Source organism: Dyella sp. OK584 (genome assembly GCF_057787755.1).
This window is the reverse complement of record NZ_CM173542.1, coordinates 3,166,243-3,178,448: the sequence shown is the minus strand read 5'-3', so window position 1 is coordinate 3,178,448 and position 12,206 is coordinate 3,166,243. Positions and strand designations below refer to the sequence as shown.

The following is a 12,206-nucleotide window of genomic DNA, read 5'->3' as shown; positions in this document are numbered from 1 at the left end:
CAATTCTGCTTCACCGCACCGGAGGAATAAACGTGCGCCATCCATTTCTCGGCTTGCTCATCTGGGCAGGCCTATCGCTATTTGCGGTTCACGCGTCCCCGGCACCTGTCACCGCATTCGTTCATGTGAATGTCGTGCCGATGGATCGCGAGCGCGTGCTTCTCGATCAAACCGTGATGGTGGAAGGAGACAAGATCGTTGCGGTCGGGCGTCAACTGTCTGTGCCAGCCAACGCCCGGATCATCGATGGTCACAAAACGGCGTATCTATCGCCCGGCCTGGCCGACATGCACACCCATTCCGAAACACGCAATGACCTTGCGGTCTACGTGGCGACGGGCGTAACGACGGTCCTCCAGATGGGTGGCGCTCGCGCCGGATTTGTAGATAACACCGTGCCTGCAGCGAACAAGGGCAGCATTCCAGGGCCGCATGTCTATGCCAGTTTTCTGGTAGATGGATCGACCGACTACAACGGCTTCATCATCAAGACCCCGGCTGAAGCCCGGGCAATCGTTGGGCTGGCCAAAACCAACCGATACGATTTCATCAAAGTCTATGTCGGTCTGTCGCCCGACGTCTTTGCAGCGCTCGCCGATGAAGGGCGCCTTCAGGGCATACCACTTGTGGGCCACGGCGTGACTTCGGTACGCCTTGAACACCAGCTTGCCGCCGGGCAGGTGCTCGTCGCGCATGCGGAGGAATTCTTCTACACCTTCTTTACGCCCGCCGGCGTAGAGGAGTCCGACACGCCGCCGGATCCGAAACGAATTTCCAGCGCAGTCGCGCTCGCCAAAAAGTACAACGCCACCGTCACGGCGGACCTTGCCACTTACGCAGCCATCGACCACCAGATCCAACGACCCGATGTCGTCGCCTCTTTCCTTGCTCGGCCCGAGGCCGCCTATCTGTCACCCAACGATCGCCTGGCCTGGCAGCGCAGCGATTACGTCAACAAGACCGCGAAATTGGACGCCAAACTCGCCTTCCTGCGATTGCTCGTGAAGGCAATGGCGGACGGCGGTGTTGAACTGGTGACAGGCACCGACGCACCTGCCGTCCCCGGCCTTCTGCCAGGCTTCTCTTTGCACGATGACCTCGACGAACTGGAAGCATCGGGGCTGACGCGCTTTCAGGCGCTGTCCGCTGCGACCCGAAATCCTGGAGCTTTCATCACGAGGACGAAAGGAGGTGATCCGTTCGGCATCGTCGCACCGGGGTATCGCGCCGATCTGATTCTCTCGACAGATAATCCGCTCGATACATTGTCCACGCTTCGCACGCCCAAGGGCGTGATGGCTCATGGCCAATGGTGGGACGCCAAGGCCCTCACGGATCTGACTGACGACGTGCGTCAGAGTTACCAGCATGCGTCTGAGGTGCCCCACCAATAACTGATGCCCGCTTCGGGTCGGACGCGGACATTTTTTGCCTGCTGTTAGATCAGCTTGGTCGCGAGGATTACGATCAATGCGTTTCGCGTATACGATGCTGACGTGAACCATTTTGCTCTGGTTTTTGGCGCTGGTTTAGTGGCAGGTGCGATGAACGCCTTAGCCGGCGGTGGCTCGTTTATCAGCCTTCCCGCATTGATCGCGGTCGGCGTGCCATCCGTTCAGGCGAATGCTTCAAGCACCGTGGCCTTGTTTCCTGGCGGTGTCGCCAGCGCCTGGGCCTATCGTGGCGGGTTGCGGCCGGTCGGCACTGCGTCGCTCCGAGCCCTGCTGATTACAACGCTCTTCGGCGGAATGATCGGAGCGGCTTTGCTGCTGCGCACGCCAACAAAAACCTTCGATGCTGCTCGTTAGCGCCGCCAACATGATGGCGGTGCTTATCTTCATAGTCGCGCATGCGGTTCATTGGGCTGAAACGATGGTGATGCTCATTGCAGCAATGGTCGGAGGTTACGGTGGTGCGCAGATCGGCCTCCGCGCTCCGCCGAAGGTCGTTCGAGCCGGCACATTGGTTATGAGGGCATGCATCACCCTGGCGTTTTTCGTCAGGGGATACATGCACTAGCCGGCATGGTGCAGTAGGCGCATCGCCTACCGTCGCGATTGTCGCCATGCGTAATGATCATCCCGCCGCCAAGAGGCAACGGCGGGCGCTCGCCAAGACTCGCAAAGATTGGCGACCGTGAAATTCGGTGGCACGGCTGCCAGGTGTGTATGCCAGTCATAGATGGACTCGGTGCTCACACCATAAGTCCACGCTGTGGACACGGTGCAGGACAGGAAGGGCTGCAGAAACAGGCTCGCGCCGCAAAGGAGGCTGAATCAGAGCTAGTAAGCGCCACTCGATATGGTCACGCCCGCTTTCCACGCAAAGCAGGCGCTTCGATATCGCTTCCACCGCGCCGCGGGTAAAGCTTTGGAGCCCGCGGTTGCCCACCGCAAACTGCTTTCAATCCTGGTGGTCGGCTTCAAGTCGCTCCATGCGGTCACCTCCAAAACTGGTGCCCCAATACTGATGGTCGAAGAGTATGGCCGTGGACGCCGCGCCGAAGGTTGGCGTAGCTTTTGCGGAGAATTGCTCAAGTACCTTTTTTGCATGCGTGTCGAAAAGCACGACCTTTGAGTCCATCGGGCAGACGGGCCCCACTCCGCAAGCCATGATGACGTCCGGGCGGCCCATTTGCCCTGCGATCAAAAGTTTCCCATCGCGAAGGAAGTGTGCGTTGTCGGGATGGATATCGCCCAGTTCAATCGTGCTCGCAGCGATGCCTGGACGAAGAGGAAGGATGTGCAGCGTGCCATCTCCCCATCCGTTTACATAGAGCGAGTTGTCGTCAGGATTCCAGGCGATGCCGTTGTTGCCGGCAAACTGGCTGTCAGGCAGGTGGCGCCAACCTGCTTCGGGCGACCACATCGCCACGAACCCGCTCGGCTCTCCTTGCTGGAGTTTCGCGAGGTCCTTGTCGTCGCGTTGTCCGAAGCTGGTGACTGCCATGCCACCGGGCACGAAAGCTACCGCGTTGGTAAGAGTATCCTTCGGAACAGCGACGCACCCGATCCACTGCAAATGCGCGCCGTTCTCGGCCAGCCGCAGATCGTAGATCTCGATCGATTCGCGACCACCATGATTCACCGCGTAAAGCTCGCCGTGGCCCGGAGAAAGCCAATGCACGTCCAGGCCATGGGTAATGAGTTTCTTCGGATCCATCGGGCCTGGACATGCCTTGAACCGGGCATCCGCATGCTTTGAATCGTCCGTCACCAGTTCGCTTACGCGACGTGTCTCCAGATTGATCAGGTAGAACCCACTCGTCATGGAAGGATCTCGCGCAAGGCGAGAAGCGATGGCCCAATGCGTCGTATCGAGGCGAATGGCGTCCTCAGAATTACCCAGTCCGCAGATCTGCGAGTCCTTGCACGGCGCTGCTGCGCTTGCCAGCTGCGTGACCAGCAACGTCACTATCAGGCCCGCAGCCTGCCGCAGGTGGCTCAAGTGGCGCTTGGAAGCAGATCGCGCCGTGGCGCCCGCTCGATGGTTGCATGGCATTGGTGTACATCCTCAGTTGATACGGCGTTGATATCTGCAGGTATTCACCATGGCGCAATCGACCACTCGCCCAGTCCATGTCGGCGCTAGCCTTGGGATCTGAACGTCGTTGCGTGACATCGGATAGCCGTCGCGGCCTTCGGGACGCGGGACTGACATGGACGCCCGTTCGTGGCCGGGTGACCCGTGGATGTACCGATGCCGTCAGCACATGGTGCGTGCGACGGTATACATGCGGGAAAACACACCTGCCATGTGCCTGAAGTCCCGGATGCGAATCCGGGCACCTCGTCGGGTAATGCCCGTCTTGGGTCGAAAGCGGACCTTCGAGGTAGGTCATCACAGACTCGAGTAGTCCACCACGACCTCTCCAAAATACATACGAATCGCTCAAGGTCGACGATCAAGCGGGTCTTCGTCTTGGTCGATGCTGTCCAGATAGCCAAAATCCACCAAAAAAGGGCCGCCATCGATCGGGCAACAGGTGATTCGCCACTCTTGGTTTGCGTCCCGCAGGATGCCGCGCGGGTCAAACTCGATTTGCTTCGCAAAAAGGCTGGACGTCAAACAGTACCAAACCATGCAACGAGCGCAATCCTTGAAGCAAATGCTCGCTTTGCGCCCAAATGGGATGTACCAGATAAGCGCGCTCGCCAAACGATGGTCCCTGCCAAAAGGCACCCCAAATGACGTGACTTCCTGCAGGTGGATAAGAAAAGTGACGCGCGTAGCGTGTGCTGCTTGCCCCGAGACCGGGGCGCTGCCGAGAACCCGTCATGGACCACCGCTTCGACCGCAGTACGTCTTGTCTCGTCTTACCAGCCTTGATGGCATTGGCGCTGACCACACCAGCAATCGCGGCGAATCTACCGCAGGACGGCGACACCGTGAACGGAACGGGCCATCCCGGTTGCGACCGCATTGAAGCAAACGCCTGCGTGCGGCTGGCCATCGATGCCATGGGTGGTTCGCAGCGGCTCTCGAGCATTCACAGCGCGAGCTACGAAGCCATTGGACACACCGTCCTGTCCGAGCAATCGTACCGGCAGCAACCCTTCATCACCTCGTACGAGCGTGACAAAGTGACGGTAGATTTCGACCAACAGCGGCTGGTACGCGATGTGCACCTCACCTGGCCTGAATCGGATCCGCATGGCGCTGATGTGGACCTCACTTTAATTGCCACGCTACAGGGCGGCGTCTATCACACCAAGCAAGACGATTCGGCTTGCTCCCTTGCGGATCTCGATGACACCAAGGACACCTTGGCGCTGGGTCCCGAACGCCTACTGCTCAAAGCCCTAGCGGCGACCGATCTGCACTACGCACCTTCGCAATGGCTGCGCGCCACACCCCACAGCGTGGTTGAGTTCACTTGGCAAGGCACACCCGTCAAAGTGTTGCTGAATGCATCCAACCACTTGCCAGATGCGCTGGAGCGCACGCGTGCTTTCAACGACTACTGGTCCGCGTGGGGCGACGTCGATCAGCGTATCTATTTCGACAATTGGCATGTGGTGCAAGGTGTCGTGTTTCCGACAAACCGCGTCGATCAGCGCAACGGATTGTGGTACGCCTCCACCCAGCTTATCGACCCTGCCTTCAACGTTGTCATCGATGAAAAGAAGTTCTCGATGGATCCCACGGTGGGCGCCAAGAGCGCGCAATCGACGGGATGGAATCGCGAATTCAGCGACAAGAAGCGCACTGAGTTGGCGGCGGGCATCGAGTTGTACCGAGGCTCTTGGAACACGACTGTGATCAAGCAAGATGATGGCGTGCTTGTCCTGGAAGCACCGATTTCCAGCAACTACACACGGGGTCTGCTGGCCAAGGTGCGCAGCGAATATCCCGGCGCACCGATCAAGGCCGTGCTCAGCACATCCGATTCTTGGCCGCACATGGCCGGTGTAAGGCAAGCCGTGGCAGAAGACGTGCCCGTGTACGTACTCGACCTCAACAAACCGCTATTGGACCGGCTCATCAATGCGCCGCACAGCTTGCAACCGGATGATTTGCAGTCCAATCCCAAGGCGCCGCGCTGGACAATCGTTGGCGATCACCTGGAGCTTGGAAAGGGCGCGAACCGTGTCGTGTTATATCCACTGCGTGGCGCATCGACCGAACGGCAGTACATGGTGTACTTCCCGAAGCATAAATTGCTCTATGCCAGCGATACGCTGGTATTGAACAGCGACCACACGCTTTACGATCCCGATCTGATGTACGAAGTGATGCAGGCTGTAGCGCGCGAACATCTGCAGGTCGACAAGGTGTATGCGATGCATGAAGGCCCGACACCGTGGCAAGATGTGCGGCACCTGGTCGAACAGGCCATGTCTGCGACCACTGGAAGCAAGTCGACTGGCTAAATCCCGCGCCAGCGTGCCATTCGCCGTCACGGTTCGTCCGTCTTCCTGTGCGCGTTACGTGGTGACGTACTCGTACATTTACCCTAAACGCGCCTAGGTCTTATGCGGAGTATTGAGACCGCGAATACCCTTACTTCTGCGCGCCCTAGCAAGGTAGGTGTCCGCCCGGGTCGAAGGCGGACATTACGGCAAAGTATTTAAGCCGGCAAAGCACATAAAAATATAGGCGATCGCCAAGAGAGCATCGTTCACGGGGTATCTCACGTGTTATTTCGCACGCAGAAAAGTCGAAGATCGACTCGTCACACACCCTACGGACAGACCCAACCTCCGGCATATGGATCCCGTCTGTCTAACGATATATAACAGTACTTATATTCTTTCTGACATCTACCAGATGATTCTCTACGCTACCCATCCATCACTTGCCAGGCGATCACATCTTTGACCGAACAGCTAATCTACCAACGTCTACCGTGACGCAACTCCAAATTCGATTGGTGCTCGACTACTTCACTGCAAAGTTCTGCCACTCTCAGGATGATCAATCCCAACCCACCCACATCGTTTGACTTGCCGGATCTTGAGTGGCGTTGCCCGTCACTGTTCAAGCCGATTCGTTTTCTGGAAACAAAGTTCATTCACGTAAAGAGAATTGACCCAGTCATCTCTTCGACCATTGCAATCGGCCGCCTGGCTGATGAAATGATCAGTGAGTACTCCTCGGCTCGCGCGTTTGCGTTTGATCCGGGAGAGTTCTTCGATATGGCAACTAGCGCGGATGAATCCAGGCACTGCCGCAGCGCTTCCAACTTTTCCGGCCACATGTCCAATTGCCTGATCGCATGCGCCGACCTCTACGACGGACTTCAAAATATTGCGTCCATTCCGCGAAATGGCGGAGCCGTGGCGCTGCGCACGAGGCTGAGTCGACCGCTTCGGCATGAGTTTCGTCCCACTATGTCACTGATTCGATCGATTGTTGATGAGATCGAGGGTGACCGGGGCGCGAGGCGATCGAAGATGCTTTCTCTCTCCAGCGATCGAAGATCCGTTGGCCTTGAGGCATGCGCCGTTGCCCTGACCGAGCTGATCGAATTCATCTTCGCGCTGTACGCTGGTGCACGCGCATCGATTCTTGCCATGGACATTTGATCAGCGCTTGATGCGGTCACACCTATTGGCGACGACGGGTTATGGAATATCGATCAATGCTTAGCGACCAAAGGGAAGCTGAGTCGGTAGGACATGCGGCGTGCGTGCGCCATTGACATCAACCGATGCAACCAGACTCTTCGCCCGATGCGATCTCACCCGAGTAGTTGATTGGCGAGTTCGGCCGCTACGATGTAGTGCATGGCCATGCAGGTGCAACCATCAGTAGTCAGCGCGCTTGAGAAGTGTCATTAGGCGCACCTGAAGCCCCAATCACAGCAACATTCTTTGCGACCAGCGTCCGGACGATCGTGTCCGAGAACTCGGCGTCGGATCTCCGTAGCCCGCCACAGTTCGCTGACGAACGAAACGTTTTTCAGATTCACTAGCTAACATGACTCATCCATTCATCAAGGCGTAATTTCAATGATGACGCTCTTTGCACTTGCCATTGTTTACGCCACGTCGGTGCGAACGGCGAGTACCCCGATCGTTACCGAGTACCTCCCTGTTCCTGGACATTCAGAGCAACGGCTTGCACTCCATTGCGTCGCGCCAAAGCAACCGACGAACAAAAGTGTCTTGTTCATACATGGTGCCAGCTTCCCGACCAGGCTGGCTGCGGGCTTCAGATTTAATCCTGGTGACTCATGGATGGACTTCATGGCGGCGCAGGGATTCCTTGCCTGCGGGTTGGATTTTCTTGGCTTCGGCGCATCAAGTCGGCCGCCCGCCATGCTCAGTGCCGCTGAAGGCTCACCTCCTGTCACGCAAGCATCGGAAGCAGCCAGCGAAATTGCTCTGGCGGTTGACTACCTGCAAAAGAAGCGGCGGATGGAGGTGATCCACCTTGTCGCGCATTCGTGGGGCACCATTCCTGCTGCGGCCTTTGCATCGCAAAACGCCAACAAACTGAAGTCATTGACACTGTTTGGGCCCATCGTTCCTGTGTCGACAGCCGGCCATGCTGATGCGGCCCAACGCGCATGGTACTCACTTACTTCGAAGGAAAGGCTCGAGCAGCTTCGTTTCAAAAACATACTCCCGCTGGAAAAGTCGTTACTCGATCCAGCAGTCGAGCAACGCTGGGCTGCCGAATTTGCAGCATCGGTGCCGCACGTGCCAGGGGATATGCCAGACATTCTGCGCATCCCCGAAGGCCCAGACGTCGACATAAATGCGGCCTCGACGGGTGCCTACCCTTATGACCCCAAAGATATCAAGGTGCCCATCTTTGTCGTGTATGGAAACTACGACGCTTGGGTAAGCGACGCGGGGGCGATTGCCTTCATGGCGAGGTTCACAGCCAGCCCATTGAAATGGCGACTACGCATTGACGATGGAACCCACGTCATGCACCTCGAACAAGGTCGTCACTCGTTGTACGAGAGCGTAGGTGCGTTTATTCGAACGACAGAATCCGCGCCATGAATCTCATCTTTACTCGCTGTCACAGCCGCCTGGATGTACGCCGGTGCGTTTGAGCTGATCATCATTTTGCCGATGCTGGCGATGACACCCTTCCCTGGATAGCAGATATTCATGTGTAATTTGCTCCTTTGCCCCATCGCGTCCTTGGCGATTGCTGGATCTCACGATGTGCGCGGCGCCCTACCCTGCAAGCCTCTATGACACAATCTGCCGTGCGTTCTCTATTTGCCGTGGTTTTTGAAGTAAAGCCCGATCCTTCCCGCATGGACGACTATTTGCGCATCGCCGGCAGCCTTCGTCCTGTCTTGCTCAAGATGCAAGGATTCCTTGAAAACGAGAGATTTCGGAGCCGATCCCGTCCCGATGTGTTGTTGTCGCTGTCGTTGTGGGACGACGAAAAGGCCCTCATTCGCTGGAGAGCTGTCGAAAAGCACCATGAAGCGCAAATGGAGGGGCGGGAGGGCGTGTTTGAGGATTACCACTTGCGCGTTGGCGAGGTCACCCGTGTAGCGGGGCCCTTTGCTGATCGCCCGGTCGGCTGGATGCGCCAAGACTTTACCGAGGTAGGTGAAGCCAGGATTCTTACTATCGTTGATGGTGCCTTGCCCCCAGAGTCTCCCATTTGGCGGCTTGCGAGAGTGGCGGCTACAGGTCAACAAGACGCGGTAAGCAGTGAAGTCTTTGATCACCTCACCGTGCAGGGCCGCGCGGCACTGCTTATCGGCTGGAACAGCTTAAGCGAAGCGAATGCGTTCATGGATAAAGCAGTCCTGGAAAACGTACCGCCAGTCCAGCTCTACACAATTCGTGTCATCCGTGACTATGGCCTCCATGACCGTCGTGAGGCCCCGCAATTCTATAAATAGCCGGACATCATTTGCGCGGTAGTGGGTTAAGCGACCCGCTGCTCTTCTTTGAGATCAATGTGTTCTGATCGTTTGCCAGAGCTGCCAATACGAAAACGATCAAGGTACGGTGATCGACTGGATCGTTGAGAATGCCACGCCGTGGCCCTGAGCCCCGATGTCCGCCTTGGGTCGAAAGCAGACACCTTCAGTTGCGATCCGTCCAGCTGCCTGGACTGCCACCCGTATAGGTGCCCCTTCATTTAAAGAAGACCCCTCCGAACAGACCCTTTGTTGAATTACAGGTGCAGCCACCAACGGATGCCGCGCCACGTTATTGCCATTCTCGTGTCGCCATGTATACACTGTATACATGGCGCGAATAACGACCCCAGAAAAGATTCTCGAGGCGGCTCACGAATTGTTCGACCGCGAGGGCCCGGACGCCGTCACCATGCGCCGCGTGGCAGAAGCTGTCGGCATCACGGCGATGGCGATCTACCGTCATTTCCCCAATCGCGATGAGCTGCTGAAGCGTCTCTCGGATGACAGCTTCAACGCGGTGGCGCACGAATGGAAAGCGCACGCCGCCAGTCCTGACCCACTGAAGCGCTTGGTAGCGCTTGCTGAACCCTACCTGGACTATGCGCTGGCACACCCGCACCTGTTTGACCATGCGTTTTCCGTGCGTCGCGATGATGCAAGGAAATATCCCGAAGATTTTCGCGCCGGTCTTTCACCCACGTTCAATGTTGTGGTCGATGCCGTCAAAGAGGGCATGGCCAAGGGCTTGCTGAAGCGGGACGCTCCGCACGACGTAGCCATGGCGATATGGGCCCAACAGCATGGCTTGATCGCGCTCTATCGGGCCGGTCGCTTCAGCTACGACGAGGCTCACTTTCGTGCCTTCTATAGAAAGTCTTTGAGGAGATTGATCGATGGCATCAAAGCGTAATCAGGTCCGTTTGCCGTTGGGCTTAGTGGCAGCAACGCTGTCCGCCTTGGCCTGGTGGTTCGGCAGCGGTACCCAGCCGGTGTGGTGGCTGACCTGGCTCGCACCGCTGCCGGTGCTGTGGCTTGCCCCCAGGGTCCGCGCACCGTGGGCCGCATTAGCTGCTTTTGGAGCCTATTCGGCCGGCGGATTCAATCTTTGGACCTACCTGCACACGTACATTGGGTTTCCCACGCCCGCCGTCCTGTACTTCATCGCCATTTCTGGCGTGATGATGGCGGCCTGTGTGCTGCTGTTCCGGCGGCTGCTGCTACGAGACCGTTTTCTTGCAGCGGCGCTATCGGTGCCGGCCGCGTGGATCGCCTTCGAATACATCAACAGCCTGCTCTCGCCCCACGCCACGTTCTTCAATATCAGTTACACGCAGGCCCCTGTACTGCCGATCATTCAGTTGGTTTCCATCACAGGTATCTGGGGTGTCGGATTTCTTCTATTGCTCTTGCCGACCGCTGCGAGCCTGCTGCTATGGCCGCAGGCGAAGCGACGCGGTCAGTGGTCTGTCGCTGCTTTCGCCGTGCTGGCGATTATCGGAACCGTTGCTTATGGCAACTGGCGATTGCGAGAGCCGCCCACATCGACCATGCGCGTTGGCCTGGTTTCGCTAAAAGAGCGTGGCCAGCCTTCATTGCCCAGTGATGAAGGTGACGCGCGAGAAGCACGCTACGTGGAAGCGATGGAGCGTCTCGCCGATGAAGGGGCGAAAATCGTACTGATTCCCGAGACGTCTTTCACAACGACTACCGCAACGATTCCAGCATTCGAGAACATGGCGAAGCAGCGGAATATGATCGTCGCGGCCGGCGTTGCTTACAACGGAAGCCCTCGCGATGCGCGCAATATGCTGACCGTGTTTGAGCCTAACGCCACATCGCCAGCCACCTATAGCAAGCACCATTTGCTGCTCGGCCTGGAACAGTATTCCCCAGGGGACAGCTATACGTTGCTCAATGGCACACCCCGAATTGGCCTGGCCATCTGCAAGGATCTGGACTTTCACGACATTGGGCGCGCGTACGCAGCCCGTCACGCGCAGCTTCTTTTGGTTCCTGCTTCGGATTTCGACATTGACGGCTGGCTCCACAGCCGCATGGCGATCGTGCGCGGCGTCGAAAGCGGCTTCGCCATGGCGCGTGCCGCGCGCTCAGGGCGCCTTACGTTAAGCGATGACCGTGGCCGCGTGGTGGCGGAGGCTTCCAGCGAGCAGCGTTACGGGGAGTTGGTGGGCGACATACCGCTTCATGAAACGACGACCCTCTATACACGTTGGGGCGACTGGTTCGCCTGGCTGGATCTTGTCGGCTTGCTTTACGTTCTGACCCTGACCCTTTGGCCGCCCGGTGGCCACGCATCCCTGCGTGCCAAGGGCGACATGTCGATCTAGAGCAACCCCGGTGGACCCATGCAAGAACGCCGCCGGAACTTCGCGAGTCACATCCCGTACGCGCCACAGGGCACACTAGGCGATACGGGTCGCAATGGTTTCCTGGGCTTGAAAGACCTCATTGAGGACAACCAGTGCGTTTCTCACGGCTGGTCCGCCCGCGTAGAAGACCAATTGCAGCACGGTTTCGACGATCTGCTCCTTCGTGGCACCCACGTTGAGCGCGGCTTCGGCATGGGCACGCAGTTGTGGCATCGCATGCCCCATGGTCACGCATGAAGCGATGAGAATGAGCTGACGCGTCAGGAGGTCGAGGCCCGGTCGATCCATGATCGAGCCAATGGCCCAGTCAATCGTCATGTCGGCAAATGCAGGGCAGATGTCCTGCATTTCCGCGACCATCGCCGCGCCTGCGTGGCCACCGTGCAGCTGCTCAAGCAGCTCGAGACCCCGGCTATGGCTGGAAGGGTATATGGACATCAACTGACTCCTTGGTTCTCTGGTTGGAT

10 protein-coding genes are annotated in these 12,206 nt (G+C 57.9%); 8 read left to right on the top strand and 2 right to left on the bottom strand.

The window, feature by feature from the left end; genetic code table 11:
• The first annotated feature begins 32 nt into the window (after positions 1 to 32).
• Positions 33 to 1,394 (top strand): amidohydrolase family protein, encoded by a 1,362-nt coding sequence (locus tag AC3CBN_RS14300; protein ID WP_488633681.1) that lies wholly within the window; start codon positions 33 to 35, stop codon positions 1,392 to 1,394.
• A gap of 102 nt (positions 1,395 to 1,496) precedes the next feature.
• Positions 1,497 to 1,808: a TSUP family transporter gene (locus AC3CBN_RS14295; protein WP_488633680.1), complete on the top strand. Its 312-nt coding sequence runs from the start codon at positions 1,497 to 1,499 to the stop codon at positions 1,806 to 1,808.
• A gap of 595 nt (positions 1,809 to 2,403) precedes the next feature.
• Here AC3CBN_RS14295 and AC3CBN_RS14290 read toward each other — a convergent pair.
• Positions 2,404 to 3,447: a hypothetical protein gene (locus tag AC3CBN_RS14290; protein WP_488633679.1), complete on the bottom strand. Its 1,044-nt coding sequence runs from the start codon at positions 3,445 to 3,447 to the stop codon at positions 2,404 to 2,406.
• Between the two features lie 881 nt (positions 3,448 to 4,328).
• Here AC3CBN_RS14290 and AC3CBN_RS14285 point away from each other — a divergent pair.
• The 6 genes from AC3CBN_RS14285 to AC3CBN_RS14260 all read left to right on the top strand — a co-directional run bounded on the left by AC3CBN_RS14285 (position 4,329) and on the right by AC3CBN_RS14260 (position 11,697).
• Positions 4,329 to 5,873: an MBL fold metallo-hydrolase gene (locus AC3CBN_RS14285; RefSeq protein WP_488633678.1), complete on the top strand. Its 1,545-nt coding sequence runs from the start codon at positions 4,329 to 4,331 to the stop codon at positions 5,871 to 5,873.
• A 540-nt stretch (positions 5,874 to 6,413) separates the two neighbouring features.
• Complete coding sequence (locus AC3CBN_RS14280) at positions 6,414 to 7,028, top strand: hypothetical protein (protein ID WP_488633677.1); 615 nt, start codon at positions 6,414 to 6,416, stop codon at positions 7,026 to 7,028.
• A gap of 426 nt (positions 7,029 to 7,454) precedes the next feature.
• Complete coding sequence (locus tag AC3CBN_RS14275; protein ID WP_488633676.1) at positions 7,455 to 8,459, top strand: alpha/beta hydrolase; 1,005 nt, start codon at positions 7,455 to 7,457, stop codon at positions 8,457 to 8,459.
• A 197-nt stretch (positions 8,460 to 8,656) separates the two neighbouring features.
• Entirely contained in the window at positions 8,657 to 9,325 is a 669-nt protein-coding gene (locus AC3CBN_RS14270) for an antibiotic biosynthesis monooxygenase family protein (protein WP_488633675.1), read from the top strand.
• 352 nt (positions 9,326 to 9,677) lie between these two features.
• Positions 9,678 to 10,259, top strand: a complete 582-nt coding sequence (locus AC3CBN_RS14265) for a TetR/AcrR family transcriptional regulator (protein ID WP_488633674.1) — start codon at positions 9,678 to 9,680, stop codon at positions 10,257 to 10,259.
• A complete protein-coding gene (locus AC3CBN_RS14260; protein WP_488633673.1) occupies positions 10,243 to 11,697 on the top strand; it encodes an apolipoprotein N-acyltransferase in 1,455 nt (484 codons plus the stop codon). The genes AC3CBN_RS14265 and AC3CBN_RS14260 overlap by 17 nt, the downstream gene beginning before the upstream one ends.
• Before the next feature lie 75 nt (positions 11,698 to 11,772).
• Here AC3CBN_RS14260 and AC3CBN_RS14255 read toward each other — a convergent pair whose 3' ends face one another.
• A complete protein-coding gene (locus AC3CBN_RS14255; RefSeq protein WP_488633672.1) occupies positions 11,773 to 12,177 on the bottom strand; it encodes a carboxymuconolactone decarboxylase family protein in 405 nt (134 codons plus the stop codon).
• Positions 12,178 to 12,206: the final 29 nt, after the last annotated feature.